Source organism: Stenotrophomonas sp. Steno-Z2, from assembly GCF_056393235.1.
This window is the reverse complement of sequence record NZ_JBWJOY010000006.1, coordinates 118,750-145,190: the sequence shown is the minus strand read 5'-3', so window position 1 is coordinate 145,190 and position 26,441 is coordinate 118,750. Positions and strand designations below refer to the sequence as shown.

The 26,441-nt window shown below is 70.1% G+C and carries 19 protein-coding genes and 3 tRNA genes; 13 read left to right on the top strand and 9 right to left on the bottom strand.

Going from position 1 to position 26,441, the window contains the following annotated elements:
- Positions 1 to 92: 92 nt before the first annotated feature.
- Positions 93 to 899, bottom strand: coding sequence for a 30S ribosomal protein S2 (gene rpsB, locus AC06FP_RS13330; protein ID WP_456116603.1), 807 nt, complete (start codon positions 897 to 899; stop codon positions 93 to 95).
- Between the two features lie 345 nt (positions 900 to 1,244).
- Between rpsB and map the strand changes: the two genes are divergently transcribed.
- The 7 genes from map to AC06FP_RS13295 all read left to right on the top strand — a co-directional run bounded on the left by map (position 1,245) and on the right by AC06FP_RS13295 (position 10,084).
- A complete protein-coding gene (map, locus tag AC06FP_RS13325; protein ID WP_456116602.1) occupies positions 1,245 to 2,036 on the top strand; it encodes a type I methionyl aminopeptidase in 792 nt (263 codons plus the stop codon).
- Complete coding sequence (locus AC06FP_RS13320) at positions 2,033 to 4,681, top strand: [protein-PII] uridylyltransferase (protein ID WP_478075827.1); 2,649 nt, start codon at positions 2,033 to 2,035, stop codon at positions 4,679 to 4,681. Before map ends, AC06FP_RS13320 begins: the two co-directional genes overlap by 4 nt.
- A complete protein-coding gene (gene dapD / locus AC06FP_RS13315) occupies positions 4,681 to 5,745 on the top strand; it encodes a 2,3,4,5-tetrahydropyridine-2,6-dicarboxylate N-succinyltransferase (protein ID WP_478075826.1) in 1,065 nt (354 codons plus the stop codon). The genes AC06FP_RS13320 and dapD overlap by 1 nt, the downstream gene beginning before the upstream one ends.
- A 126-nt stretch (positions 5,746 to 5,871) precedes the next feature.
- Positions 5,872 to 6,228 carry an arsenate reductase gene (locus AC06FP_RS13310; RefSeq protein WP_456116599.1) on the top strand — a complete coding sequence of 119 codons (357 nt, stop codon included), beginning with the start codon at positions 5,872 to 5,874 and terminating at the stop codon, positions 6,226 to 6,228.
- Positions 6,229 to 6,365: 137 nt separating this feature from the next.
- Entirely contained in the window at positions 6,366 to 7,493 is a 1,128-nt protein-coding gene (gene dapE, locus AC06FP_RS13305; RefSeq protein ID WP_478075825.1) for a succinyl-diaminopimelate desuccinylase, read from the top strand.
- Between the two features lie 333 nt (positions 7,494 to 7,826).
- Positions 7,827 to 9,512: an asparagine synthase B gene (gene asnB / locus AC06FP_RS13300; protein ID WP_478075824.1), complete on the top strand. Its 1,686-nt coding sequence runs from the start codon at positions 7,827 to 7,829 to the stop codon at positions 9,510 to 9,512.
- A 146-nt stretch (positions 9,513 to 9,658) separates the two neighbouring features.
- Positions 9,659 to 10,084: a RidA family protein gene (locus tag AC06FP_RS13295; protein WP_478075823.1), complete on the top strand. Its 426-nt coding sequence runs from the start codon at positions 9,659 to 9,661 to the stop codon at positions 10,082 to 10,084.
- Positions 10,085 to 10,120: 36 nt separating this feature from the next.
- Here the strand turns inward: AC06FP_RS13295 and AC06FP_RS13290 are convergent, their stop codons facing one another.
- The gene (locus AC06FP_RS13290; RefSeq protein WP_478075822.1) at positions 10,121 to 12,565 is read right to left on the bottom strand and encodes a penicillin acylase family protein; all 2,445 of its coding nucleotides are present in this window, start codon (positions 12,563 to 12,565) and stop codon (positions 10,121 to 10,123) included.
- Positions 12,566 to 12,709: 144 nt separating this feature from the next.
- Here AC06FP_RS13290 and AC06FP_RS13285 point away from each other — a divergent pair, with 144 nt between their 5' ends.
- A complete protein-coding gene (locus tag AC06FP_RS13285) occupies positions 12,710 to 13,198 on the top strand; it encodes a bacterioferritin (RefSeq protein ID WP_456116594.1) in 489 nt (162 codons plus the stop codon).
- A 74-nt stretch (positions 13,199 to 13,272) separates the two neighbouring features.
- Here AC06FP_RS13285 and AC06FP_RS13280 read toward each other — a convergent pair whose 3' ends face one another.
- The 4 genes from AC06FP_RS13280 to AC06FP_RS13265 all read right to left on the bottom strand — a co-directional run bounded on the left by AC06FP_RS13280 (position 13,273) and on the right by AC06FP_RS13265 (position 17,613).
- Entirely contained in the window at positions 13,273 to 13,932 is a 660-nt protein-coding gene (locus AC06FP_RS13280; protein ID WP_478075821.1) for a thiopurine S-methyltransferase, read from the bottom strand.
- A gap of 10 nt (positions 13,933 to 13,942) precedes the next feature.
- Entirely contained in the window at positions 13,943 to 14,194 is a 252-nt protein-coding gene (locus AC06FP_RS13275) for a hypothetical protein (RefSeq protein ID WP_456116592.1), read from the bottom strand.
- Between the two features lie 231 nt (positions 14,195 to 14,425).
- Complete coding sequence (gene parC / locus AC06FP_RS13270; protein ID WP_478075820.1) at positions 14,426 to 16,669, bottom strand: DNA topoisomerase IV subunit A; 2,244 nt, start codon at positions 16,667 to 16,669, stop codon at positions 14,426 to 14,428.
- Positions 16,670 to 16,728: 59 nt separating this feature from the next.
- Positions 16,729 to 17,613 carry a helix-turn-helix domain-containing protein gene (locus AC06FP_RS13265; RefSeq protein ID WP_433851984.1) on the bottom strand — a complete coding sequence of 295 codons (885 nt, stop codon included), beginning with the start codon at positions 17,611 to 17,613 and terminating at the stop codon, positions 16,729 to 16,731.
- A 180-nt stretch (positions 17,614 to 17,793) separates the two neighbouring features.
- Here AC06FP_RS13265 and AC06FP_RS13260 point away from each other — a divergent pair, with 180 nt between their 5' ends.
- The 4 genes from AC06FP_RS13260 to AC06FP_RS13245 are packed head-to-tail and all read left to right on the top strand — an operon-like array spanning position 17,794 to position 22,494.
- Complete coding sequence (locus AC06FP_RS13260) at positions 17,794 to 18,234, top strand: MarR family winged helix-turn-helix transcriptional regulator (RefSeq protein WP_456116589.1); 441 nt, start codon at positions 17,794 to 17,796, stop codon at positions 18,232 to 18,234.
- Positions 18,231 to 19,733, top strand: coding sequence for an efflux transporter outer membrane subunit (locus AC06FP_RS13255; RefSeq protein ID WP_478075819.1), 1,503 nt, complete (start codon positions 18,231 to 18,233; stop codon positions 19,731 to 19,733). The genes AC06FP_RS13260 and AC06FP_RS13255 overlap by 4 nt, the downstream gene beginning before the upstream one ends.
- 11 nt (positions 19,734 to 19,744) lie before the next feature.
- Positions 19,745 to 20,923: a multidrug efflux MFS transporter periplasmic adaptor subunit EmrA gene (gene emrA / locus AC06FP_RS13250; protein WP_478075818.1), complete on the top strand. Its 1,179-nt coding sequence runs from the start codon at positions 19,745 to 19,747 to the stop codon at positions 20,921 to 20,923.
- Between the two features lie 11 nt (positions 20,924 to 20,934).
- On the top strand, positions 20,935 to 22,494 hold the full coding sequence (locus AC06FP_RS13245) for a DHA2 family efflux MFS transporter permease subunit (RefSeq protein WP_478075817.1): 1,560 nt from the start codon (positions 20,935 to 20,937) through the stop codon (positions 22,492 to 22,494).
- A gap of 317 nt (positions 22,495 to 22,811) precedes the next feature.
- Here AC06FP_RS13245 and AC06FP_RS13240 read toward each other — a convergent pair.
- The 3 genes from AC06FP_RS13240 to AC06FP_RS13230 form a co-directional block, all read right to left on the bottom strand.
- Positions 22,812 to 22,896 (bottom strand) — tRNA-Leu (locus AC06FP_RS13240).
- A gap of 299 nt (positions 22,897 to 23,195) precedes the next feature.
- Positions 23,196 to 23,280 (bottom strand) — tRNA-Leu (locus AC06FP_RS13235).
- Positions 23,281 to 23,586: 306 nt separating this feature from the next.
- Positions 23,587 to 23,671 (bottom strand) — tRNA-Leu (locus AC06FP_RS13230).
- Positions 23,672 to 23,787: 116 nt separating this feature from the next.
- On the opposite strand from AC06FP_RS13230, the gene rnr reads away from it, so the two are divergent.
- Entirely contained in the window at positions 23,788 to 26,241 is a 2,454-nt protein-coding gene (rnr, locus tag AC06FP_RS13225; RefSeq protein WP_478075816.1) for a ribonuclease R, read from the top strand.
- The last annotated feature ends 200 nt before the right edge of the window (positions 26,242 to 26,441 follow it).

Below are 26,441 nucleotides of genomic sequence, written 5' to 3'. Positions count from 1 at the left end.
ATCGCCGGCCGTTGTTACGTGGCCCTGTCAGTGGCCGGCGCCCAGGGCGCCGCCGCAGGGGGAGCGGGCGCGCGTGGCGCCCGCCGGGTGCATCAGGCCGAAGCCTCGTCGCCCTTCTTGGCGCCCTTCTTGGCCGGAGCGCGGCGGGCCGGCTTGGCTTCTTCGGCGGCAGCGGCGTCGGCGAACTCTTCCTCGCGCACCGAAGCGGCGTTCGGGGCGGCGGCCTTGCCTTCCAGCACGGCGTCGGCGGCGGCGCGGGCGTACAGCTGCACGGCGCGGATGGCGTCGTCGTTGCCCGGGATGGCGTAGTCCACCAGTTCCGGGTTGTAGTTGGTGTCGACCACGGCGATCACCGGGATGCCGAGCTTCTTGGCTTCCTTGATGGCGATGTCTTCATGGCCGATGTCGATCACGAAGATCGCGTCCGGCAGGCGGTTCATGTCCTTGATGCCGCCCAGCGAGGCTTCCAGCTTGTCGCGCTCGCGGCGCAGGCCCAGCACTTCGTGCTTGACCAGGCGGTCGAAGGTGCCGTCGGTTTCGCCGGCTTCCAGTTCCTTCAGGCGGGCGACCGACTGCTTGACGGTGCGGAAGTTGGTCAGGGTGCCGCCCAGCCAACGCTGGTTCATGAACGGCATGCCGCAACGCTCGGCTTCTTCCTTGATGGCGTCGCGCGCGCTGCGCTTGGTGCCCAGGAACAGGATGGTGCCGCGCTTCTGGGCAACGGACGAGATGAAGTTCATCGCGTCGTTGAACAGCGGGACGGTCTTTTCCAGGTTGATGATGTGGATCTTGCCGCGGGCACCGAAGATGTACGGCGCCATCTTGGGGTTCCAGTAGCGGGTCTGGTGGCCGAAGTGGACGCCGGCTTCCAGCATCTGGCGCATGGTGATCTGGGACATTGCAAACTCCTGGCGGTGGAATCACGCCGTGCGCGGCTGTCTTGGAGTCCGCACAGGGCCGCGCGGCCTCTGGATGATGGGTCGCGCGATGATTCCGGGGTTGGGCTTCCCCTGCGCCTCCGTGGCCGAACCCCGGCGAGCGGGGCACCCCGGCACGGATGGGGGCGAAGGGTGTGGATTCACCGGTGACGCCCGGTGTGGGCGGCCCGCGCGGCACGGGGCCGGCAACGGAGCCGCGGAATTATAGGGCGCGCCGGGCCGCGGCGCAAACCGCCGCCCCGGCCGGGCCGCGCGGGTGCGGGAAAGGCCGTTCAGGCAGGGCGCCGATGGGTGATAATGGCGGCCATGAGCGTGAACCTGAAAACCCCCGAAGAAATCGCCAAGATGCGCATCGCCGGCCGCCTGGCGGCCGAAGTGCTGGACATGATCGGCGCGCACGTCAGGCCCGGTGTCACCACCGAGGAACTGGACCGCATCTGCCACGACCACATCGTCAACGTGCAGGGCGCGATCCCGGCCAACGTCGGCTACCGCGGCTTCCCCAAGACCCTGTGCACCTCGGTCAACAACGTCATCTGCCACGGCATCCCCAGCGAGGCCAAGGTGCTGAAGGACGGGGACATCGTCAACATCGACGTGACCGTCATCAAGGACGGCTGGCATGGCGATACCAGCCGCATGTACTACGTCGGCACGCCGTCGGTGATGGCCCGGCGCCTGGTGGAGACGACGAAGGAGGCCATGTGGCGCGGCATCCGCGCGGTCCGGCCGGGCGCCACGCTGGGCGATATCGGCAACGCGATCCAGGAATACGCCGAATCCGAGCGTTTTTCCGTGGTGCGCGAGTACTGCGGCCACGGCATCGGCAAGGTCTACCACGACGAGCCGCAGGTGCTGCACTACGGCCGCCCCGGCCAGGGGCTGGTGCTCAAGCCGGGCATGACCTTCACCATCGAGCCGATGATCAACGAGGGCACCCGCCATACCAAGGTGCTGCCCGACGGCTGGACCGTGGTCACCAAGGACCGCAAGCTCTCGGCGCAGTGGGAGCACATGGTGGCGGTGACCGAGGACGGCGTGGAAGTGCTGACGCTGTCGCCGGCCGAGGCCGAACACGCGCGATCCGGGGCGGCATGAGCCCACTGCCGGCGGATCGGGTCCAGCACGTACCGGACGCGCCGGCCGACCCCGCGGGCGATGCGCAGTGGGCCGCCGCGGCGCGGCAGTCGCTGGCGCACGACGATGCGCGGCTGTGCCGGCGTTTCGAGCAGGGCGACAATATCGAACGGCTGCTGGCGCTGCGCGCGCGCTGCGCCGACCACCTGATCGAGCAGGCCTGGCGGCGTTGCCTGCCGGCCGCTGGCGGGCTGTCGCTGTTCGCGGTCGGAGGTTACGGGCGCGGCGAACTGTTCCCGCGTTCGGACATCGACCTGCTGGTGCTGGGCGAGCCGGACGCGCAGCAGGCCAGCGAGGCCGCGCTGGCGCGGCTGTTCGCGCTGCTGTGGGACGCCGGGCTGCCGGCCAGCCATGCCGTGCGCTCGGCCGTGCAATGCGCGCAGGCCGCCGCCGACCAGACCGTGCTCACCGCGCTGATCGAGGCGCGGCCGCTGTGCGCGGAACCGGCCGCGCAGCAGGCGCTGGCGCGCGCCGTGTCGCCGACGCTGATCTGGCCGGCGCGCGACTATTTCCTGGCCAAGCGCGAGGAGCTGCTGCTGCGCCACCAGCGCTTCGGCGATACCGCCGACAACCTGGAGCCGGACATCAAGGACGGCCCCGGCGGCCTGCGCGACCTCAATACGCTGGGCTGGATGGCGCTGCGCGCGTTCGGCGTGAGCGACATCGACGCGCTGGTCGGGCTGGGGCACCTGGGCCTGGACGAGGCCGCCGCGCTCAAGCGCGAGCGCGCGGTGCTGGCGCGGCTGCGCTTCGGCCTGCACCTGGTCGCGCAGCGCGCCGAGGAGCGGCTGCGCTTCGACCACCAGAAGGCGCTGGCCGAGCGCATGGGCTTCGCCGACGACGCCGGCAACCTCGGCGTGGAAAAGATGATGCAGGGCTTCTACCGCAGCGCGGCGGTGGTGCGGCGGATCAGCGACCGCCTGCTGCAGCGCTTCGAGGAACAGTTCGACGGCGAAGCGGCGCCGGAGCCGGTCGGCGACGGCTTCTCGCTGCGCCGCGGCTACCTGTCGGCCGACGATCCGTTGTGGCCGCATGGCGACATCGCGCGCATCTTCGCGCTGTTCGCCTGCTGGGCGCGCACGCCGCAGGTGCGCGGCCTGCATTCGCTGACCGCGCGCGGCCTGGCCGAGATGCTGGATGAAATCCCCGCCTACACCGAGGTGGGCGAGGCCGTGCGCGAGCAGTTCATCGCCCTGCTGCGCGGCCCGCGCGCGGTGGACACGCTGGCGCGCATGGCGCGGCTGGGCGTGCTGGGGCAGTGGATACCGGCCTTCGCGCAGGTGTCCGGGCGCATGCAGTTCGACCTGTTCCATGTCTATACCGTGGACCAGCACACGCTGATGGTGCTGCGGAACATCGGCGTGTTCGCCGCCGGCCGCGCCGACGAGCGTTTCTCCATCGCCCACGAGGTCTGGCCGCGGCTGCGCAAGCCGGAGCTGCTGTTGCTGGCCGGGCTGTTCCACGACATCGCCAAGGGCCGCGGCGGCGACCATTCCGAACTCGGCGCGGTGGACGCGCGCGCGTTCTGCGCCGCGCACGGCCTGAGCGCCACCGACACCGACCTGGTGGCGTGGCTGGTGGAGCAGCACCTGCGCATGTCGGTCACCGCGCAGAAGCAGGACATCACCGACCCGGAGGTGATCCGCCGCTTCGCCGGCCTGGTCGGCAGCCGCGAACGGCTGGACTACCTGTACCTGCTGACCTGCGCCGACATCGCCGGCACCAGCCCCAAGCTGTGGAATGCCTGGAAGGACCGGCTGCTGGCCGACCTGTATTTCGCCGCGCGCCGCGCCCTGCGCGAAGGGCTGGAACAGCCGCTGCCCGAGGCCGAACGGGTGCAGGAGGCGCGCGCCAGCGTGCGCGAGCTGATGCGCGTGCTCGGCCATGCCGATGCGGTGATCGAACGCCAGTTCGCGGCGATGCCGGACGAGAGCTTCGTGCGCTTCCGCCCCGAGCAGCTGGTATGGCAGGCGACCTCGCTGATGGAAGTGGCGCGCGGCGGCACCCTGGTCAAGGCGCGGCGGATCGCGCCGGAGAGCGATGCGCTGGAGGTGTTCGTGCACTCGCCCGACCGCGACGGGCTGTTTGCCGCGATCGTGATGACCCTGGACCGCGCCGGCTACAGCATCCACCGCGCGCGCGTGCTCGACGGGCCGGAGGACACCATCTTCGATACCTTCGAGGTGACGCCGGCCGGCAGCTTCGCCGACGGCGACACCGCGCGCCTGGAGCTGCTGCTGCGCCAGGCGCTGGCCGGTGACATCCAGGTCCTGCGGCCGGCAAGGCGGGTGATCCCGCGCCAGCTGCGGCACTTCCGCTTCGCGCCGCGCATCGAGTTCATCGAGAACGCCGAACATGGCCGCACCGTGCTGAACCTGGTCGCGCCCGACCGTCCCGGCCTGCTGGCCGATGTCGCGCACGTGCTGCGCGACCAGCAGCTGCGGGTGCAGGACGCGCGCATCGCCACTTTCGGCGAGCGCGCCGAGGACCAGTTCCAGCTCACCGACCGCCACGACCGCCCCCTTACCGAAGCCTCCCGGCAGGCACTGCGCGACGCATTGCTGGCCTGCCTGGACCCCGACAGAACGCCAGGAGACCCCCACTGATGGCCACCAGGAAGACCGCCGCCAAGCCCGCGGCAGCGAAGAAGAGCGCGACCAGGAAGACGGCGGCCAAAAGCGCCGCGCCGGCGAAGAAGGCGGCGGTAAAGAAGGCCGCGGCGGCGAAGAAACCGGTGAAGCCCGCGGCGAAGAAGACGCAGGCGGGCGCGCCGAAGACCGCACCGAAGGCCATCGAATCGATCGGCCCGCGCAGCCTGCGCAAGCCGCCGGCGCCGGGCGTGGCGGAAATGAAGTTCGGCATCGAAAGCGCGTTCGAACGCCGCGCGATGCTGACCATGGACGAGATCGAGGGCTACACCCGGCCGCTGGTCAACCGCGTCATCGATGGCCTGGAGTCGGGCGAGTTCCGCGTGGCCGAGCCGGACGGCAACGGTGGCTGGAAGGTCAACGAATGGCTGAAGAAGGCGGTGCTGCTGTACTTCCGCGTCAACGACATGAGCGTGATGGACGGCCGCCCGGCGCCGTTCTGGGACAAGGTCGAATCGCGCTTCGCCGGCCATGGCGAGGCGGAATTCCGCGCCGCCGGCGTGCGCGTGGTGCCCGGCGCCATCGCCCGCCGCGGTTCCCACTTCGGCCGCGACGTGGTGCTGATGCCGAGCTTCACCAACATCGGCGCGCACGTGGGCGAGGGCACCATGGTCGACACCTGGGCCACGGTCGGCTCCTGCGCGCAGATCGGCAGGCATTGCCACCTGTCCGGCGGCGCCGGCATCGGTGGCGTGCTGGAGCCGCTGCAGGCCAGCCCAACCATCATCGAGGACCACTGCTTCATCGGCGCGCGTTCGGAAGTGGTGGAGGGCGTGGTGGTCGGCCACCACAGCGTGATCGGCATGGGCGTGTTCCTGAGCCAGAGCACGCGCATCTACAACCGCGCCACCGGCGAAATCAGCTATGGCTACATCCCGCCCTACAGCGTGGTGGTGTCCGGCTCGCTGCCGAGCAAGGACGGCACCCATTCGCTGTACTGCGCGGTGATCGTCAAGCAGGTCGACGCCCGCACCCGCAGCAAGACCAGCGTCAACGACCTGCTGCGCGGCCTGGCGGATTGAAGCGGGGAACGAGTGGGGAGAACCGCCGAACGCGCAGAGGCCACGGCCCGCGTTTTCCCGCTTCTCCCAGCCTTCTCCCGTTCCCCGCATCCGTGCACCCGCTTCCCGCTCCAAGGATTCCATGACATGACGACCCTGTATGGCCTGAAAAACTGCGACACCTGCAAAAAGGCCACCAGGTGGCTGGACCGCTTCGGCATCGCCTACACCTTCGTCGATTACCGCGAGCACAAGCCCAGCCCGGAAACGCTGGTGGAGTGGGCCGGCAAGGCCGGTGGTTTCGACGCGCTGGTCAACAAGTCCTCGACCACCTGGCGGCAGCTGCCGGACGCGCGCAAGGCGCCCGGCTCGGAGGCCGAGTGGAAGCTGCTGCTGCGCGAATACCCGCAGCTGATCCGGCGGCCGCTGGTGGTCACCGATGATGGCGCGCTGACGCAGGGCTTTTCCGACAACGGCTTCAAGCAGCGCTTCGGCGTCGCCTGAACCACAGCCCCGTAGGAGCGGCTTCAGCCGCGAAGGGGCTTTGCGCAGTTCCCCCCGCAAAGCCCGCGTGTGCATGGTGGATTCAATGGGAAAGCCCTTTCGCGGCTGAAGCCGCTCCTACGGAGGCGAGATACAAAATGAGTGACGTGCTGCGCCTGACCTGCGAGCTGATCTCCCGGCCGTCGGTGACGCCTGAGGACGCCGGCTGCCAGCAGCTGATCGCCGGCCGCCTGCAGGCGGCGGGTTTCCAGTGCGAACACCTGCGCCTGGGCGAGGTCGACAACCTGTGGGCCACGCACGGCAGCGGCGCGCCGGTGCTGGTGCTGCTCGGCCACACCGACGTGGTGCCCAGCGGTCCGGCCGAGGCCTGGGCCAGCGATCCGTTCCGCCCCGAGGTGCGCGATGGCGTGCTCTACGGCCGCGGCGCGGCCGACATGAAGGGCAGCGTGGCTGCGTTCGTGGTGGCCGCCGAACAGTTCGTCGCCGCGCACCCCGACCACCCCGGCACGCTGGCGGTGCTGCTGACCAGCGATGAGGAAGGCGATGCCATCGATGGCGTGCGCCATGTCGCGCGGCTGCTGCGCGAGCGCGGGCAGCGCATCGACTGGTGCATCACCGGCGAACCCTCGTCCACCGCGACGCTGGGCGACCTGCTGCGCGTGGGCCGCCGCGGCAGCCTGTCGGCGAAGCTGCGGGTCAAGGGCGTGCAGGGCCACGTCGCCTACCCGGAAAAGGCGCGCAACCCGATCCACCTGGCCGCGCCGGCGCTGGCCGAACTGGCCGCGCGGCACTGGGACGACGGCTATGAGAGCTTCCCGCCGACCAGCCTGCAGATTTCCAACATCGAGGCCGGCACCGGCGCCAGCAACGTCATCCCCGGCGAGCTGCGGGTGATGTTCAACCTGCGCTACAACCCGCACTGGAACGCCGATCGCCTGGAGGCGGAGATCGCCGCGCTGCTGGACCGCCATGGGCTCGACTACGACCTGCACTGGCACCGCAGCGGCGAGCCGTTCTACACGCCGGAAGGCCGCCTGCGCAGCGTCGCGCGCGAGGTGCTGGCCGGCTTCGCCGGCGCCACGCCGGAGGAAAGCACCGGCGGCGGCACCTCCGATGCGCGCTTCATCGCGCCGCTGGGGGCGCAGTGCATCGAGGTGGGGCCGGTGAACGCCAGCATCCACCAGGTGGACGAGCATGTGCGGCTGGACGACCTGCGCGCCCTGCCCGAGCTGTACCGGCAACTGATCGCCAGATTGCTGGCCTGAACCCGGTGCATGGGGAAATGGGCGCGTCGAAGGAGGGCGGGGCTGACGGTTGCCCACGAAACAGTTGCGTGCCCTCCGCAAGCCACGCTATCGTCGGCCCCATGAACCGCAACGCCTGCGCCAACGTGAATGTTTCGAACAACCGCAATAATGCGGTTGCGAACAATCGCGCGCGGCCGATGCGGGTCTGCGACTGAGCCACCAGCAATACACGCCCAGTGACCAGAAAACCCGCATCGGCCGATGCGGGTTTTTTAATTCCCGCTTCCGCGATCCAGGCCATCGAAGTCGCTGCTTCCGACGTTCGATCCCACGAAATCCAGGAGCTTCCCCATGTGTTCCATCTTCGGCATCTTCGGCCTGCAACCCGGCGACGACCTGCAGGCGCTGCGCCGCCAGGCGCTGGAACAATCGCAGCGCCAGCGTCATCGCGGCCCCGACTGGAGCGGCGTATATGTGGACGAGCACGCCATCCTCGTGCATGAACGCCTGGCCATCGTCGATCCGGCCGGCGGTTCGCAGCCGCTGCTGTCCGAGGACGGCGCGCTGGTGCTGGCGGTCAACGGCGAGATCTACAACCACCGCGAACTGAAGCAGGAACTCGCCCGGCCCTACGCCTTCCAGACCGGCTCGGACTGCGAGGTGATCAACGCGCTGTACCGCGAGGACGCGCCGGCGTCCTTTCTCAACCGGCTCAACGGCATCTTCGCCTTCGCGCTGTGGGACAAGGCCGCCGGGCGCGTGATCATCGCCCGCGACCCGATCGGCGTGGTGCCGCTGTACTGGGGCCACGACGGGCAGGGCCGGCTGTGCGTGGCCTCGGAAATGAAGTCGCTGGCCGACACCTGCGCCGACGTGGCGCAGTTCCCGCCGGGCCACTGGTACGACAGCGTCACCGGCGAACTGGCGAAGTACTACGAGCGGCCGTGGCGCGACTACGACGCGGTGCAGGGCGTGGAGGTGTCGAAGCAGGAACTGCGCGAGGCCTTCGAGGCCGCCGTGCACCGCCAGCTGATGACCGACGTGCCTTATGGCGTGCTGCTTTCCGGCGGCCTGGATTCCTCGCTGGTGGCGGCGGTGGCCGCGCGCTACGCGCGCCACCGCATCGAGGACGGCGACAGGAGCGAAGCCTGGTGGCCGCGCCTGCACAGCTTCGCCATCGGCCTGGCCGGTTCGCCCGACCTGGCCGCGGCGAAGATCGCCGCCGACATGCTCGGCACCGTGCACCATGGCTTCGAATACACCTTCGAGGAAGGCCTGGACGCGTTGCCGGAAGTGATCCGCCACGTCGAGACCTACGACGTCACCACCATCCGCGCCTCCACGCCGATGTTCCTGCTGGCGCGGCGGATCAAGGCGATGGGCGTGAAGATGGTGCTGTCCGGCGAGGGCAGCGACGAGATCTTCGGCGGCTACCTGTACTTCCACAAGGCGCCGAACGCGCGCGAGTTCCACGAGGAACTGGTGCGCAAGCTCGATGCGCTCAACAACTACGACTGCCTGCGCGCCAACAAGTCGATGATGGCCTGGGGCGTGGAGCCGCGCGTGCCGTTCCTGGACCGCGCCTTCCTCGACGTGGCGATGCGCATGGACGCCCGCCACAAGATGGTGGACAAGGCCAGCGGCCGCATCGAGAAGGCGGTACTGCGCGAGGCCTTCGAGGGCTACCTGCCGAAGGAAATCCTGTGGCGGCAGAAGGAACAGTTCAGCGACGGCGTCGGCTACGGCTGGATCGACGGGCTGAAGGCGCACGCCGAGTCGCAGGTGAGCGACCGCGTGCTGGCCGCAGCCGACAAGCGCTTTCCGTACAACCCGCCGCAGACCAAGGAGGCGTACTACTACCGCCACCTGTTCGAGCAGTTCTTCCCGAGCCGGGCGGCGTCGGAGACGGTGCCGGGCGGCAAGTCCATCGCCTGTTCCTCGCCGGCGGCGATCGCCTGGGATGCCAGCTTCGCCGCCATGGCCGATCCGTCGGGGCGCGCGGTGGCCGGCGTGCACGAGCAGGCGCTGGCGGGCTGAACGGGCCGGCGCGGCGGAGCGTGCGCCGCGCGGTTTTCGCCTGTCGCCAGGCATTTTCCGCTGTACTCCGGCGAGCCGGCGGCGGCGCTCTCCATGCGGGACCGCCGTTGCCGCTCTCCTCTCCAATCGATCAAGGGGGCTTTCCGATGCGTGCGTGTTCGTTGCTGCTGTCCGGTCTGTTGTGCAGTTCGTTTGCCCATGCCGCGGAGACGCCGCTGCAGCGCCATTCGCTGGGCAGCTGGGAGGCCGACATCGGTTACACCGGCGTGGTGCGCGATGGCGACACCCTGCATGTCTCCGGCGTGCCGTGCCGCGGCAAGGACATGCCCGCCGCGGTGCAGGCGTGCTACGGCCAGCTGGCGCAGATCCTGCAGCGCTTCGGCGCCGACAGCAGCCAGGTGGTGAAGGAAACCGTGTACACCACCGACATGGAGGCGCTGGTCAGGGCCATTCCCACGCGCAAGGCGTTCTTCGCCGACGGCAGGTATCCTGCCGCCAGCTGGGTGCAGGTCAGCCGCCTGTTCAATGCCGAGGACATGCTCGAGGTGGAGTGGACGGTGCGCTTGAAATAGCGCCGCCGTCGATCGATCCACGCCGCGCCCGCCGTTTCAGCGCGGGCGCAGGACCAGCGTGTGTTCGCTGGCGCCGGGCAGGAACGGCGTCGGCCGGCCCTGCACCCAGTCGTCGTGGCCGGCGCCCCAGAACGGCGACAGCGGATGCCCGCTCTGGCCACCGGGCATGTGCACGATGCCGTCGGCTTCGTGGCCCGGCGAAACCACCATGCGTTCGGACGCGCCGAAGTCGGGCGTCTGCACGCGCGGCAGGTTGCCGTCGCCGGGCAGCGGTTGCGCCGGCATGCACAGCCAGCGCCTGAACAGGCCGGGCAGCGCACGCGAAACCGGATGGCAGATGGCGGCGGTGTTGCGTTCGCCCCAGGTGCGCGCGGCGAGGTCGCCGCCCTGCGCGGCAAGGTCGGCTTCCAGCTGCCGCGCGCTGTGCGCGAGCAGTTCGTCCCAGCTCCTGAACGGCGCTGGCAGCAGGTTCGGCGGGCGCTGCTCCAGCATCGGCCAGGCCACGCCTTCCAGCTGCGGCAGGCGCGGTGCGACGTAGGCCTCGCCGAGCCGTTGCCGCGCCGGCGCGAGCAGGCCGGCTTCCAGCGTGTCCAGGGTGATGCCGCGGAAGCCGCGGGCGATGCGGTAGCTGGTGGAGTCGACGGCGGCGTGGCCGTCCCAATGACGGCTGGCGGCTTCCAGCCGCCGCAGCGCCGGGTCGTCGCTGTGTTCGACGGTGGCGCGCAGCAGCTTCCACCAGCGCTCCATCAGCAGGGCGCGGTCGTCGAGCTGGATGGCGAGCAGGTCGCGTTCGTCGAAGCGTTCGCGGGCGAACAGGCCGTCGCGGATCTGCCGCGCCCGCGCGCCCAGGTCGTAGCCGCCGTCGCCGGCCTCGGCCAGCGCGGCGCCGTCGAGCACGCGGGTGTTGGCGGTCCACAGGCGGTGGTCGGGCGGATCGACCAGGGCCGGCGCCCGGTCCGTACGCAGCGGCCAGGGGGAGCAGGGTTCATCGAGGGCGTGGGCATCGGGCCGCGGTGTGCCGGGCGCGTTGGCGATACCACCGGGCATGCAGGCGCCGCTGCGGTCCGGGCGCGCGCCGATCAGGCGCCAGGCGATGCGGCCATGGCTGTCGGCCAGCAGCAGGTTCTGCGCCGGGATGCCGGAGCGGTCGGCCACCGCCAGCGCGGCGTCCAGGTCGGCGGCGTGCGCCATGTCGGCGAAGTCCAGCCGCACCGCGCCCGGCAGCTGCGCGGCCCAGCGCAGCGCCAGCAGGCTGCCGTCGGCGTTGTCGTGCAGCACCGGGCCCCAGTCGCTTTCGCGCACGACCAGGGTTTCGGCCGCGGCGCCGGCCACGGCGATGGTTTCGCGGTGTTCGCGCAGCGGCGTGCCGGCGGGCAGGCGCGCGAAATCGGCGGTATCGATGTAGCTGTTGGTGAAGCCCCAGGCCACGTGGGTATTGCTGCCGACGATGACCGCCGGCAACCCCGGCAGGCTGAAGCCGGTCACGTCGACCTTGCCGCCCGGCGCGGCGGGATCGGCATGGCGCAGGCGCACGCGGAACCAGAGGTTGGGCGCGCGCAGCGCCAGGTGCATGTCGTCGGCCAGGATCGCGCGGCCATCGCCGGTGAGCGCGCCGGCGATGGCGAAGTTGTTGCTGCCCGGCGAGGAATCGGCCGCCACCGGCGGCCAGCCGACGCCTCTCTCCCGTGCGGGAGAGAGGGGGACCCTCCGCGGAGCGGAGGGTGGAGTGAGGGCTGCCGAGTCAGCAAGATTGTCCGCCTCTGCTCCCAGCTTTCGCAGATCCAGCGTAGCCGCATCGGGCAGGAGCGCGTCGCCACGTGCTTCGCCGAACAGCGGCGCGTCCCACGCGCTGCCGTCATGCGCGATCAGAGCGTACAGGGCGGGCGGCACCACCTCGCGGATGCGGGCCAATGCCAGCTCGCGGCTGTTGCCGGGATCCTGCAGGTCGGCATACATCGCCAGCCCGGTCAGCACCGAGTCGTCCACGCTCCACGGGCGCGGCCGCTGGCGCAGCAGCAGGTAGGGCCAGGGCCGCACCGGCAGCGCCGCCAGCCCGGCATTGACGCCATCACGGTAGGCCTCGAGCACCGCGCGCCGCCCGCCCAGGGCGACGTCGAGGTTGTCGTGCACGCGCGCGCGCAGGCGATGGACGCGCATGCGCCGGTCCAGCGGCAGCGCGCCGGCGCCGAACAGCTCGGACAGCTCGCCGGCGGCCGAACGCCGCATCAGGTCCATCTCGAAGTAGCGCTCCTGCGCGTGCACATAACCCAGGGCACGCGCCATGTCGCGCTCGTCGGCAGCGTCCACCGTCACCACGCCGTTGCCGTCGCGCCGCACCTGGACGGGCGCGGCCAGACCCGGCAGGGCCAGCTCGCCGTCCAGCTCCGGCAGGCTGCCGCGTAGCAGCAGCCACAGGCCACACGGCACGAGGATCGACAACCCCAGCAGTACCCACAGCGAACGCAGCAGCCAGCGCAGCATGCACCTCTCCCCGGTACAGGACACCGGAGCGATTGTAGGGGAGGCCGACGACGGGCGCGGAGCGCAACTGAAACTGATTCCGATTAGATCATCGCTGCGCCGGATCGGGCATCCTGTGCCGACACGAACATCAGGAGCACCCCCATGCAGGGCCACCCGGAAGTCATCGAATGCCTGAAGGAACTGCTGCGCGGCGAGCTGGCCGCGCGCGACCAGTACTTCATCCATTCCCGCCGTTACGAGGACCAGGGCCTGCACGCGCTGTACGAGCGCATCGGCCATGAGATGGAAGAGGAGACCGGGCACGCCGACGCGCTGCTGCGGCGCATCCTGTTCCTGGGCGGCGACCCGGACATGCGCCCGCATGCCTTCGCGCCGGGCCGGACCGTGGTCGAAATGCTGGAGAAGGACCTGCAGACCGAATACCAGGTGCGCGCCAACCTCGCCGCGGGCATGAAGCTGTGCGAGGAGCGGGGCGACTACGTCAGCCGCGACATCCTGCTGGCGCAGCTGCGCGATACCGAGGAAGACCATGCCTGGTGGCTGGAGCAGCAGCTGGGCCTGATCAGGCGCATCGGCCTGGAGCTGTACCAGACCAGCAAGATGGATGCGAAGGGTTCGCCGGCGCATTGAGCGTGGCCAACCCGCACCCATGAACGACGAAGGCCGGGAATTCCCGGCCTTTTCGTTGATGCATGGCGCGCGTATCAGTCGCCGGCGCGCTGCAGGCGGTAGACCGCGGTGGACAGCGCGCTGACGCCTTCGGCGCGGAAGCCGGGCTCCTGCGCGAGGATGTCGCGGCGCTCGGCCAGTTCCACCCGCCACGCCGGCGCGAACGATTCCACTTCCGCCTGGCCCACCGCGAACGGCGGCCCGGCCTTTTCCGCCTGCGGGTATTCGAGCGTGATCAGCAGCGCCTGGCAGCCGGCCGGCAGCCGCGCGTAGACGGTGTCGCGGTAGCGCTGGCGCAGTTCCGGCGGCAGCGCGATCAGCGCAGCGCGGTCGTAGAGCCCGGCGATGCCGGCCAGCGTCTCATCGTCGAGGGTGAAGGCGTCGCCCAGGATGATCTCGATCGGCCCGGCGCTGTAATGCTCGCCCAGCGGGCTGCTGCGGCGTTCGGGCCGCAACCCGGCCTCGGCGAAGAACTGCGTCACCGCCAGCGGCGAGATCTCCACGCCGAGCACGCGGTGGCCCTGCGTGGCCAGCCAGTGCATGTCCAGGCTCTTGCCGCACAACGGCACCAGCACGCGGCCGCCCGGCGCGACCTGCAGCGCAGGCCAATGCCTTTCCAGCAGCGGCATCACCTCGCCGCGGTGGAAGCCGATCTGTCCCTGTTGCCAGCGCTGCAGCCAGAATTCGGGTTGCATGGCGTTCTCCTCAGCGGACTTTCCGCCAGCCGTTCTCCGGCGCGATCCGCGCCAGCGCGTCGTTGCCTGCATAGAAGCGGACCAGGCCGCAATCGCGGCACACGACACTGCGCATCTTGGCGCTGGCGAACACGCCGCTGGCGCCGGGCAGCAGGTCCGGGCCGTAGCCGCCGCGGGCGCTGATGCCGCCGTGGGTATACAGGTTGTCGCCGCGGCACTCGGGACAGATGCTCTGCGGTGAAGCGTCTTGCTGGGATGTCATGTTGCTTCCTTGTAAGGCGGGTTTCCGGCCGTCGCCACGGCCGGAACACAGCATGGATCGTTCACACTGCGCGCCGCGCCATGCATGCGCATGGCAACGGCGATGTCGGCCGCGCCGCCGCGCGCCAGTGAAACGGGTTACTGGACATCGAGGCCTTCCACCTTCTGCCGCGCCACGCATGCGCATGGCAACGGCGATGTCGGCCGCGCCGCCGCGCGCCAGCGAAACGGGTTACTGGACATCGAGGCCTTCCACTTTCTGCCACCCCCTCGGCAGCAGATGCCCGCGGCTGGCCCGCGCGCCCACATACGCATCCAGCTCCTTGAACGACAGGTTCATGGTGCGTTGGCCGCTGCGGACCTGCAGGGTGGCGCCGGGCGATACCGCGACCACCGCGACCACGCGCTCGGTGGCGAGCTTGGCCTTGGGGATCTCGATGATCTTGTTGCCCTTGCCCTTGTCCAGCTCGGGCAGGTCGCTGGCCGGGATGGCGAGCATGTTGCCGGCGCTGGTGACCGCGACGATGCGGTCGCTCTGCGGGTTGGCCACCACCATCGGCTGCAGCACCGCCGCGCCGGGCGAGAGGTTGAGCATGGCCTTGCCGGCCTTGTTGCGGCCGGTGAGGTTCTCGAAGCGGGTGACGAAGCCATAGCCGTGCGAGGAGGCGAGCACGAAGCGGGTGTCGTTGTCGCCGCTGGCCAGGGTCACGAAGCTGCTGCCGGCGGCCGGCGAGAAGCGGCCGGTCAGCGGCTCGCCATTGCCGCGCGCCGAGGGCAGGGTGTGCGCCGGCGTGGAGTAGGCGCGGCCCTCGGTGTCGAGGAAGGCCACCTGCTGCGTGCTGCGGCCGCGCACCGCCGCCAGCAGGCCGTCGCCCTCGCGGTAGGACAGGCCGGCGGCGTCGACGTCGTGGCCCTTGGCCGCGCGCACCCAGCCCTTCTCCGACAGCACCACGGTGACCGGTTCGCTGGCGACAAGCTCGGTCTCGTCGATGGCCTGGGCGGCGCCGCGCTGCACCAGCGGCGAACGGCGTTCGTCGCCGAACTTCCTGGCGTCGGCCAGCAGTTCGTCCTTGACCAGCTTCTTCAGCTTCGCCGCGCTGCCGAGGATGGACAGGATCTTCTCGCGTTCGGCGGCCAGCTCGTCCTGCTCGCCGCGGATCTTCATTTCCTCCAGGCGGGCCAGCTGCTTGAGCTTGGTCTCCAGGATGTATTCGGCCTGGTCCTCGGACAGCCCGAAGCGCGCGATCAGCGCAGCCTTGGGTTCGTCCTCGGTACGGATGATGCGGATCACCTCGTCCAGGTTGAGGAAGGCCACCAGCAGGCCTTCCAGCAGGTGCAGGCGGCGCTCGACCTTCTGCAGGCGGTGGTTGAGGCGGCGGGTGACCGTGTCCTGGCGGAAGCGCAGCCACTCGCCCAGCAGCTGCCGCAGGTTCTTGACCTGCGGGCGGCCGTCCAGGCCGATGACGTTGAGGTTGACCCGGTAGCTCTTCTCCAGGTCGGTGGTGGCGAACAGGTGGCCCATCAGCTGTTCGGCGTCGACGCGGCTGGAGCGCGGGATCAGCACCACGCGCACCGGGTTGGCATGGTCGGACTCGTCGCGGATGTCCTCCAGCCACGGCAGCTTCTTGGCGCGCATCTGCTGGGCGATCTGCTCGATCACCTTGGACGGCGAGACCTGGTGCGGCAGCGCGGTGATGACGATGTTGCTGCCTTCCTTGAGGAAGGTGGCGCGGGCGCGCACGCTGCCGTTGCCGGTCTCGTAGAGCTGCCGCAGGTCGCTGGCCGGGGTGATGATCTCGGCGGTGGTCGGGTAATCCGGGCCCTTCACGTGCTCGCACAGGTCGGCGACGGTCGCCTCCGGGTCGTCGATCAGCCGCACCAGCGCGCTGACGATCTCGTTGAGGTTGTGCGGCGGCACGTCGGTGGCCATGCCCACGGCGATGCCGGTGGTGCCGTTGAGCAGCAGGTGCGGCAGCCGCGCCGGCAGCCAGCTCGGCTCCTCCAGCGTGCCGTCGAAGTTGGGCGACCAGTCGGTGGTGCCCTGGCCCAGTTCGCCCAGCAGCACCTCGGCGATCGGGGTCAGCTTGGATTCGGTGTAGCGCATGGCCGCGAACGACTTGGGGTCGTCGCTGGAGCCGAAGTTGCCCTGGCCGTCGATCAGCGGGTAGCGGTAGGAGAACGGCTGGGCCATCAGCACCAGCGCCTCGTAGCAGGCGCTGTCGCCGTGCGGGTGGTATTTGCCGATCACGTCGCCCACGGTGCGCGCGGACTTCTTCGGCTTGGCCGCGGCGTTCAGGCCCAGCTCGCTCATCGAATAGATGATGCGGCGCTGCACCGGCTTCAGGCCGTCGCCGATGAAGGGCAGGGCGCGGTCCAGCACCACGTACATGGAATAGTCGAGATAGGCGCGCTCGGCGTATTCGCGCAGCGGCTGCTGCTCGAAACCGTGGAAGGCGGGGCGTACGAGATCGGTCATGCGGGGCTGTTACCTGTGACTGGGGGGCGGCGACGGCCGTCGCCCCCGCGAGCGGGTGATTATCCGGATGCGGTGGGGGATGCCAAGCCACGCGCCGGGTCCAGGCCGTCGGCCTGTCCGGCACGCGCGAGGTAGCGGCCCGGCGGCAGCCCGAAATGGCGGCGGAACACGGTGACGAAGGCGCTGGGGCTGCTGAATCCCAGCGCATGGGCGATGTCGGCCACGCTGCGGCCGTCGCTGAGCTGGCGCAGGGCCGCGGCCAGCCGCGCCTGCTGCCGCCACTGGGCGAAGCTGAGCGTGGTTTCCTCGCGGAAATGCCGGGTCAGGCTGCGTGGCGACAGCCCGGCCCAGCGCGCCCACTGCTCCAGGCTGCGGTCGTCGGCCGGTTCGGCCAGCAGTTGCGATGCGATGCGCAGCAGGCGGCGGTCGCGGGGCAGGGGAAGATGCATGCGACGGCGCGGGGCATGCCGGATTTCGTCCAGCACTACCTGGACCAGGTGGTGCTGGCGGGTGGAGGTCGCCGCGTCGCCGGTGCACAGGCGTTCGGCCAGGGCCTGCAGCAGGCGTGAGATGGCGATCACGCAGGGGTCGCCGGGCAGATCGACGCAGACCGGCGCGGCCAGCGCCATGCCCCAGCCGCGCAGCGGCCCGTCGATGGCGACGGTATGCGGTTCGGTGGCGGGCATCCAGCCCCCCGAGCCGGCGGGCAGGGACCAGGTGCCGTGGCGGGTGCGGGTGGTCAGCAGGCCGTGTTCGACGCAGATCAACTGGGCGCGGGCGTGCTGGTGCCAGTCCACCTCGTGGGCCAGGCCCTGTGGGCTGTCGAAGCGGAAGCCGAACACCGGCGGGCCGTCGTCGCGTTCGAACCAGTCCAGCGCGTGGCCCTGCCGCAGCGATGCGGGCAGCTGCAGATCGAACCCGGGCGGCGCGGGGTACGACGTCATGGCGCGCCCTGGGTCGATGGCCGGATAGTGAAATTCATTGGCTGGATTGTATTACCCGGCCAGTTCCCTGTGCCATTAACGTGTGCGCTCGCCGATCAGCCCACTGCTGCAACACAGCATTTGATGCCAGATCGAATATTTCCATTGAGAAATATTTCTTTTGGAATAAAGTGCTCGCCCATGATCTGCGCTCCCAACCCCCCCAGCTTCGGCCTGCTGCTGCGCCAGACGCGCGACGGCCTTGCCCGCCAGCTCGACGCCTCGATGGCCGAGGAGAACCTCGGCATCGGCTTCACCCATTTCGTGGGGCTGAAGACGCTGGCGCACATGGCCCCGTGCACCGCCAATGAACTGGCGCAGGCGCTGGACCAGGTGCCCAGCGCGGTGACCCGCCTGCTCGACAAGCTCGAATCGCTGGGCTGCGTGCGCCGCGAAGCGCACGCGCAGGACCGCCGGGCACTGCAGATCGTGCTGACCGAGCAGGGCCGCGAGCTGTGCGCGCGGCTGAAGAAGCGCGGCGACGCGGTCATGGATTACGCCATGCGTGACCTGAGCCCCGACGAGCGCGCGCTGCTGTTGTCCCTTCTTACCCGGATCCGCGATTCCCTGACGCCCCCATGATCTCCTCCTCCGTCTCCCACTCCCTGCGCCGCCACGCGCGGCCGCTGCTGCCGGCGACGCTGGTGCTGGCGCTGGCCGCCTGCGCCAGCAGCGGCGGCCTGCAGCCGCAGGGCCGGCTGCTCGAAGCCGACAGCCTGCACAGCGAACGCACTCTGGCCACCAGCGACCTGTCCGTGGCCGGTTTCCCCGCCAGCGACTGGTGGCGCGCCTTCGGCGATCCGCAGCTGGACGCGCTGGTCGCCGAAGGGCTGGCCGGCCACCCGAGCCTGGACGCGGCCGACGCGCGCCTGCGCCAGGCCCAGGCCCAGGCCGGCGTCGCCCGTGCCGAGCGCCTGCCCAGCCTGTCCGTCTCCGGTGGCTATACCGGCGTGCGCCTGCCCGAATCGATGGTGGGCGAGGACATGGGCGGCCACTACATGGGCAGCGGTCAGGTCGCCTTCGATTTCAGCTACGGCTTCGACCTGTGGGGCGGCAAGCGCGCCAGCTGGGAAGCGGCGGTGGACGCGGTGCATGCCGCCACCGTCGATGCCCAGGCCGCGCGCCTGAAGCTGTCCGCCGGCATCGTCCAGGCCTATGTCGAGCTGGACCGCGCCTGGCGCGCCAACGACATCGCCGAGCAGGAGCTGGAGCGCGCGCAGAAAACGCTGCAGCTGGTGCGCCAGCGCCGCGCCGCCGGCATCGACAGCGACCTGCAGGTCCGCCAGGCCGAGGCCCGCATTCCCGCCGCGCAGCAGCAGCTGCAGGCCGCGCAGCAGCAGATCGACGCCGCCCGCACCGCGCTGGCGGCGCTGGTCGGGCAGGGGCCGGACCGCGGCCTGGGCATCGAACGCCCGCAGGCGCTGAACGCCACCGCGCTGCAGCTGCCGGGCGTGCTGCCCAGCGAACTGCTCGGCCGGCGCCCGGACATCGTCGCCGCGCGCTGGCGCGTGGAAGCGGCCGGCAAGCAGATCAAGGTGGCCAAGGCCAGTTTCTACCCCAGCTTCAACCTGACCGCGCTGGCCGGCGTGGTCGCGCCGAACGTCGGCGACCTGCTCAGGAGCAGCTCGACCTTCGCCTACCTGGGTCCGGCGCTGAGCCTGCCGATCTTCGATGGCGGACGCCTGCGCGCCAACCTCGCCAACGCCGACGCCCAATACGATCTGGCCGTGGCCGGCTACAACCAGACCGTGGTCGATGCGCTGCGCGAGGTGGCCGACCAGGTCAACGCGGTGCGCTCGCTCGAACAGCAGGCGCAGTCGCAGCAGCAGGCGGTCGCCACCGCCAGTTCGGCCTTCGACCTGGCCGGCCAGCGCTACCGCGCCGGCGTCGGCAATTACCTGGACGTGCTGTCCGCGCAGTCGCAGCTGCTGTCCGCGCAGCAGGCGCTGACCGCGCTGCATGCGCAGCGGCTGCTGGCTTCGGCGCGGCTGGCGCAGGCCCTGGGCGGCGGCTACGCGCCGTCCGCCGATGGCATCGCCGCGCCGGCTGCTTCCTCTTCCTCCGTGTCCCCGCATTCCTGAGAAACACCCCCATGAGCCAGACCAACACTCCTGAAGCCCCCGTCGCGCGCAGCCGCCGTGGCCGGCTGCTGCGCGGGCTGCTTGCCATCGTCGTCCTGCTGCTGGCGGCGTTCGCGCTGTGGTATTTCGCCTTCGGCCGCTGGTTCGAGGAAACCGACGACGCCTATGTGCAGGGCAACCAGGTGCAGATCACCCCGCAGGTGGCCGGCACCGTGGTCGCCATCGCCGCCGACGACGGCATGCGCGTGGAGCGCGGCCAACTGTTGGTGCAGCTGGACCCGGCCGACACCGAAGTGGCGCTGCAGCAGGCCGAAGCCAACCTGGCCCGCACCGTGCGCCAGGTCCGCGGCCTGTACCGCACCGTGGAAGGCGCGCAGGCCGACCTGAACGCCCGCCAGGTCACCCTCAAGCGCGTGCGCGAGGACTACGCGCGGCGCAAGGACCTGGCCACCACCGGCGCCATTTCCAACGAGGAACTGGCCCACGCCCGCGACGAGCTGGCCGCGGCCGAGGCCGCGGTGGCCGGTTCGCGCGAGACGGTGGAGCGCAGCCGCGCGCTGGTCGACGACACCGTGGTCGCCACCCAGCCGGACGTGAAGGCCGCCGCCGCGCAGCTGCGCCAGGCGTGGCTCAACAACGCCCGCGCCGGCATCGTCGCGCCGGTCGCCGGCTACGTCGCGCGCCGCTCGGTGCAGGTCGGCCAGCGCGTGCAGCCGGGCACCGCCCTGATGGCCGTGGTGCCCGCCGAGCAGATGTGGGTGGATGCCAACTTCAAGGAAACCCAGCTGCGCCACATGCGCCTGGGCCAGGAAGTGGAGCTGCGTTCGGACCTGTACGGCGGCGACGTCAAGTACAAGGGCCGCATCACCAGCCTCGGCCTGGGCACCGGTTCGGCGTTCTCGCTGCTGCCGGCGCAGAACGCCAGCGGCAACTGGATCAAGATCGTGCAGCGCGTGCCGGTGCGCATCGCCATCGACGCCAAACAGCTGGCCGAGCATCCGCTGCGCATCGGCCTGTCGATGAAGGCCGAGGTGAGCCTGCGCGACCAGAAGGGCGAGGTGCTGCCGGCCAGGCCGGCCGAGGGCAACGTGTTCGACACCGACGTCTACGCCAGGCAGCTGCATGACGCCGACGAGGCGATCGCGCGGATCATCCACGACAACCTGCCGCGCCAGACCAAGGCCGGCTGAGGTACGCGCGCATGTCCGCTCAAGCTCCGGCCGCGCCGCAGCCGGCCGCCGGTTTCGCGCCGCCCAGCGTGGCGCTGTGCACCGTCGGCCTGGCGATGGCCTCGTTCATGCAGGTGCTCGACACCACCATCGCCAACGTCTCGCTGCCGACCATCGCCGGCAACCTCGGCGCCAGTTCTCAGCAGGCGACCTGGGTGATCACTTCGTTCGCGGTCAGCACGGCCATCGCGCTGCCGCTGACCGGCTGGCTCAGCCGCCGCTTCGGCGAGCGCAGGCTGTTCGTGTGGGCGACGCTGGCCTTCGTCGTCACCTCGCTGCTGTGCGGGCTGGCGCAGAGCATGGGCATGCTGGTGCTGTCGCGCGCGCTGCAGGGCTTCGTGGCCGGTCCGATGTACCCGATCACCCAGTCGCTGCTGGTATCGATCTACCCGCGCGAGAAACGCGGGCATGCGCTGGCGCTGTTGGCGATGATCACCGTGGTCGCGCCGATCGCGGGGCCGATCCTCGGTGGCTGGATCACCGACAACTACAGCTGGGAATGGATCTTCCTGATCAACGTGCCGCTGGGCATCTTCGCCGCGTCGGTGGTCGGCAGCCAGCTCAAGGGCCGGCCCGAGCACATCGAGCGGCCGAAGATGGATTACGTCGGCCTGATCACCCTGGTCATCGGCGTCGGCGCGCTGCAGCTGGTGCTCGACCTGGGCAACGACGAGGACTGGTTCGCCTCGACCAAGATCGTGGTGCTGTCGTGCGTGGCGGTGGTGACGCTGGCGGTGTTCCTGATCTGGGAGCTGACCGACAAGGACCCCATCGTCGACCTGCGCCTGTTCCGCCACCGCAACTTCCGCGCCGGCACGCTGGCGATGGTGGTGGCCTACGCGGCGTTCTTCAGCGTGGCGCTGATGATGCCGCTGTGGCTGCAGCGCGACATGGGCTATACCGCGATCTGGGCGGGCCTGGCGACGGCGCCCATCGGCGTGCTGCCGGTGATCCTGACGCCGTTCGTCGGCAAGTACGCGGCGCGCTACGACATGCGCATGCTGGCCTCCATCGCCTTCGTGTTCCTGTCCCTGACCAGCTTCCTGCGCTCGGGCTTCAACCTGCAGGTGGACTTCCAGCACGTGGCCGGCGTGCAGCTGCTCATGGGCGTGGGCGTGGCGCTGTTCTTCATGCCGGTGCTGCAGATCCTGCTGTCGGACCTGGACGGGCGCGAGATCGCCGCCGGCTCCGGCCTGGCCACCTTCCTGCGCACGCTGGGCGGCAGCTTCGCCGCGTCGCTGACCACCTGGCTGTGGGCGCACCGCACCCAGCAGCATCACGCGCAGCTGACCGAGCACATCTCGGCCTATACGCCGGGCATGCAGGAGCAGGTGCTGGCGATGGGGCACGGCGACCTGCAGCATGGCGCCGCGCTGTTGAACACCATGATCGACCACCAGGCTTCGCAGATGGGCTTCAACGACATCTTCTACCTGCTGGGCTGGACCTTCCTGGCGATCATCGCCTTCCTGTGGCTGGCCAGGCCGCCGTTCGGCGCCGGTGCCGGCGCGGCCAGCGCTGGCGGCCATTGAGGCACGACGATCCCCGCCGCAAGGCGGGGATTTTTGTATGCAGGGGGCATTGCGCGGGCGGGCCGGCCAAGGCCCGGAGCGCGGATTGCCGCAGCGGAGCGGCTGCGCGACGCGCTGCCTGCCGCCGCCATCGCGATGGACGGGCGCGACCCTCATGAACTCGGGTGCAAGACACCGGAATCCGGGCGGCATGGATGGCAGGCACAAGAAACCGCCGGGAGCGGTTTTGACATCGCCCGTCGATGGCCCGACGGGTTGCCGCCATGGAAGGCGGCAACAAAAAAACCCGCTTTCGCGGGTTTGATCTGTTTGAGTCGTGGTGCCCAGGAGAGGACTCGAACCTCCACGGTTTTACCCGCTAGTACCTGAAACTAGTGCGTCTACCAATTCCGCCACCTGGGCGACTCAGGCGGAGAATTGTGCCGGTGACGAAGCGGCATGTCAACGTTTCGTGCAGGCGATGGGAGCACCCCGCGGGTCTGCTGCGTGCGGAAGGGGATCGGCCATCGGAGAGGGGAGCAGGGAAGCCGCCGGTGGCGATCCCGGGCCATCGCACTGCGATGTGCAGGCGGCGGGAGCCGGACGACAGGCGCGGAAAACGGCGAGCGGTTCCGGCATCGCCTGTCGATGGCCCGACGGGTTGCCGCGAGGGAGGGCGGCAACAAAAAAACCCGCTTTCGCGGGTTTGATCTGTTGAGTCATGGTGCCCAGGAGAGGACTCGAACCTCCACGGTTTTACCCGCTAGTACCTGAAACTAGTGCGTCTACCAATTCCGCCACCTGGGCGACTCAGGAGCGGAATTATGCAGGGCGTCCGCGCAAGCGTCAACAGGAAAATGCGTCGTCGTGCGCATCGCATCGCCGACCGCGGCGGCCATGCGGCAGCCAAGCCGTCGGCGCGCGCCGGACGCCGTGGCCGTGGGTGTTCATCCTGATTCCGGTGGCGGGACGCAGAGCGATGCCCGGCCCGATCGCAGGCAATACGAAACCGCCGGCAGTGGTTGCCGGCATCGCCTGTCGACGGCCCGAAGGGTGTGGCCGGCAATGGCGCAACAAAAAACCCGCTTGCGCGGGTTTTTTCGTTCCGAATCATGGTGCCCAGGAGAGGACTCGAACCTCCACGGTTTTACCCGCTAGTACCTGAAACTAGTGCGTCTACCAATTCCGCCACCTGGGCGATTCGGGCCGGCAATTCTGGTGGCGGCTGCGGGCTTTGTCAACGGTTTGCCGCGATCGCGGCTGGCGCGCGCCTACGCGCTGCATGCACACCGCAGCGGGGTACCATGGCCTGCGATGAAAAACAAAAAGACCCCTGGGGCCGGCAAGGCCCGCAAGTCCGTTCCTGGCGACAAGCCGGGCAATGCACGCAAGTCCGCCAAGCTGCCGCCGTGGATGCCGGACAGCCTGGCCGCCCCGGCCAGGGGAGGGCGCGGCAAGCCGAAGGACAGCGCCGCGCCGAAGAGCTTCGTGCGCGGCCGCTCGCGGCCGGCACCGGCCGCCGCCTTCGACGACCCCTACGCCGCGCGCGAGGCCGAGCGCTACGCCCAACCCATCGCCAGCCGCGAGGCGATCCTGCAGCTGCTCGACCGCTGCGACGGGCCGCAGAACGCCGAGGAGATCGGCGCCCGGCTGGGCCTGACCGAGCCGGAGCGCGCCGATGCGCTGGCCAAGCGCCTGGGCGCGATGGTGCGCGACGGGCAGCTGGTGCAGAACCGCCGCGGCGGCTTCGCCCCGGTGCTGGTCACCAACCTGATCCCCGGCGTGGTCATCGCCAACCCGGAAGGCTTCGGCTTCCTGCGCCCGGACGAGGGCGGCGACGACCTGTTCCTGCCGCCCTATGAAATGCGCAAGGTCATGCACGGCGACCGCGCGCTGGCCAACGTCACCGGCATCGACCGCCGCGGCCGCCGCGAAGGCAGCATCGCGCGCGTGCTGGAGCGCGGTGTCAACCGCCTGATCGGCAACTTCAGCGTGGAGATGGGCATCAACTACGTGGTGCCCGACGACAAGCGCATCCAGCGCAGCATCCAGATCCCGGCCGACGCCACCGGCGGGGCGAAGGACGGCCAGCTGGTGGTGTGCGAGCTGACCCAGGCGCCGGATTCGCGGCGCCCGCCGATCGGCAGGGTGATCGCCGTGCTCGGCGACAAGCTGACCCCGTCGCTGGTGGTGGAAACCGCCATCCACGGCCACGACCTGCCGCACGAGTTCCCGCCGGAGGTGCTGGACGAGGCGACGGCGATCCCGATGACGGTGGAGCCGTCGATGATCGGCGCGCGCGTGGACCTGCGCGCGCTGCCGCTGGTGACCATCGACGGCGAGGACGCCAAGGACTTCGACGACGCGGTGTTCTGCGAACCGAACCGCGACGGCTTCCGCCTGGTGGTGGCCATCGCCGACGTCTCGCACTACGTGCGCCCCGGCACGCCGCTGGACGAGGAGGCGCAGAAGCGCGCCACCTCGGTGTATTTCCCCGGCTACGTGGTGCCGATGCTGCCGGAGACGCTGTCCAACGGCATCTGCTCGCTGCGGCCGAAGGAAGACCGCATGTGCTTCGTCTGCGACATGCAGGTGGACCGCAAGGGCGAGGTGACGCAGTCGCGCTTCTACGAGGCGGTGATGAACTCGCACGCGCGCCTGACCTATACCCAGGTGTGGAACGCGGTGGGCGAGGACGATGCCGACGCCAAGGCCTTCATCGGCCCGCTGCTGCCGCAGATCCAGAGCCTGCACCAGCTGTACCGCATCCTGGCCAAGGCGCGCGAACGCCGCGGCGCCATCGAGTTCGAATCCTCGGAAGTGCGCTTCGTGCTGGACAACCGCGGCGAGGTCACCCAGGCCGGCATGCTGGTGCGCAACGACGCGCACAAGCTGATCGAGGAATGCATGATCGCGGCCAACGTCGAGGCGGCGCGCTACCTGCTGTCCACGCACATCCCGGCGCCGTTCCGCGTGCACGAGCGGCCGCCGGAATCCAAGTTCGCCGACCTGCTGGAGTTCCTCAAGGAATTCAAGCTCAGCCTGCCGGCATGGAGCAAGGTGCAGCCGGGCGACTACACTCGGCTGCTGAAGAAGGTGCGCGAGCGCCCGGATGCGGCGCTGCTGGAATCGGTGCTGCTGCGCAGCCAGTCGCTGGCGGTGTATTCGCCGGACAACAATGGCCACTTCGGCCTGGCGCTGGAGGCCTATGCGCACTTCACCTCGCCGATCCGCCGCTACCCGGACCTGCTGGTGCACCGTGCCATCAAGTACGCGCTCACCGGCGGCCCGCGCGACAAGTACACCTACACGCCGCGCGAGATGGCGGCGCTGGCGCTGCAGTGCTCCGAGCGCGAGCGCCGCGCCGACGAGGCCGAGCGCGAGGTGGACGAGCGCTTCCGCGCGGCGTGGATGGAGAAGCACGTCGGCGGCCAGTTCGACGGCGTGATCAGCGGCGTGACCAGCTTCGGCCTGTTCGTCGAGCTGGACGAATCCAAGGTCAACGGACTGGTGCACGTCACCCAGCTGCCGCACGACTATTACCAGTTCGACCCGCTGCGCAAGACGCTGACCGGCGACCGCCGCGGCACCCAGTTCCGGCTCGGCGACCGGGTGCGCATCCTGGTGCTCAAGGCCAGCATGGAGGAGCGCAAGATCGATTTCCGCCTGGTCGAGCGGCTCGACGGCGAAGGCGGCGCGATGGACGAGGGACTGGCGCCGCTGCCGCCGCGCGGCAAGCCGGCCAAGCGTACCAAACAGAAGTACTGAGGCAGGGACGGCCGGTGCGCGCACCGGCCGTTTCCCGTTCCGGCCCCGCGCCCGGCCCTGTCCAACGACCGCAGGAAGGCTTCTGCGGCGGGCACGCCCGGCAGCCTGGGCCCGATCCCTGGCAGCCCCTGGGACCGCCCTGGCCGGACCCGGGAAGGGGCCGCCGCCCGGCCTGCATCCAGCCGGCGCCGGTGCCGGCC

Coding starts and splice junctions, on each gene's coding strand:
- AC06FP_RS13255 (WP_478075819.1), top strand. CDS start 18,231: ATGATCTCCTCCTCCGTCTCCCACTCCCTGCGCCGCCACGCGCGGCCG.
- map (WP_456116602.1), top strand. CDS start 1,245: ATGAGCGTGAACCTGAAAACCCCCGAAGAAATCGCCAAGATGCGCATC.
- AC06FP_RS13245 (WP_478075817.1), top strand. CDS start 20,935: ATGTCCGCTCAAGCTCCGGCCGCGCCGCAGCCGGCCGCCGGTTTCGCG.
- parC (WP_478075820.1), bottom strand. CDS start 16,669: ATGACCGATCTCGTACGCCCCGCCTTCCACGGTTTCGAGCAGCAGCCG.
- dapD (WP_478075826.1), top strand. CDS start 4,681: ATGGCCACCAGGAAGACCGCCGCCAAGCCCGCGGCAGCGAAGAAGAGC.
- AC06FP_RS13310 (WP_456116599.1), top strand. CDS start 5,872: ATGACGACCCTGTATGGCCTGAAAAACTGCGACACCTGCAAAAAGGCC.
- AC06FP_RS13285 (WP_456116594.1), top strand. CDS start 12,710: ATGCAGGGCCACCCGGAAGTCATCGAATGCCTGAAGGAACTGCTGCGC.
- rpsB (WP_456116603.1), bottom strand. CDS start 899: ATGTCCCAGATCACCATGCGCCAGATGCTGGAAGCCGGCGTCCACTTC.
- AC06FP_RS13295 (WP_478075823.1), top strand. CDS start 9,659: ATGCGTGCGTGTTCGTTGCTGCTGTCCGGTCTGTTGTGCAGTTCGTTT.
- AC06FP_RS13260 (WP_456116589.1), top strand. CDS start 17,794: ATGATCTGCGCTCCCAACCCCCCCAGCTTCGGCCTGCTGCTGCGCCAG.
- rnr (WP_478075816.1), top strand. CDS start 23,788: ATGAAAAACAAAAAGACCCCTGGGGCCGGCAAGGCCCGCAAGTCCGTT.
- AC06FP_RS13290 (WP_478075822.1), bottom strand. CDS start 12,565: ATGCTGCGCTGGCTGCTGCGTTCGCTGTGGGTACTGCTGGGGTTGTCG.
- asnB (WP_478075824.1), top strand. CDS start 7,827: ATGTGTTCCATCTTCGGCATCTTCGGCCTGCAACCCGGCGACGACCTG.
- AC06FP_RS13275 (WP_456116592.1), bottom strand. CDS start 14,194: ATGACATCCCAGCAAGACGCTTCACCGCAGAGCATCTGTCCCGAGTGC.
- emrA (WP_478075818.1), top strand. CDS start 19,745: ATGAGCCAGACCAACACTCCTGAAGCCCCCGTCGCGCGCAGCCGCCGT.
- AC06FP_RS13265 (WP_433851984.1), bottom strand. CDS start 17,613: ATGACGTCGTACCCCGCGCCGCCCGGGTTCGATCTGCAGCTGCCCGCA.
- dapE (WP_478075825.1), top strand. CDS start 6,366: ATGAGTGACGTGCTGCGCCTGACCTGCGAGCTGATCTCCCGGCCGTCG.
- AC06FP_RS13320 (WP_478075827.1), top strand. CDS start 2,033: ATGAGCCCACTGCCGGCGGATCGGGTCCAGCACGTACCGGACGCGCCG.
- AC06FP_RS13280 (WP_478075821.1), bottom strand. CDS start 13,932: ATGCAACCCGAATTCTGGCTGCAGCGCTGGCAACAGGGACAGATCGGC.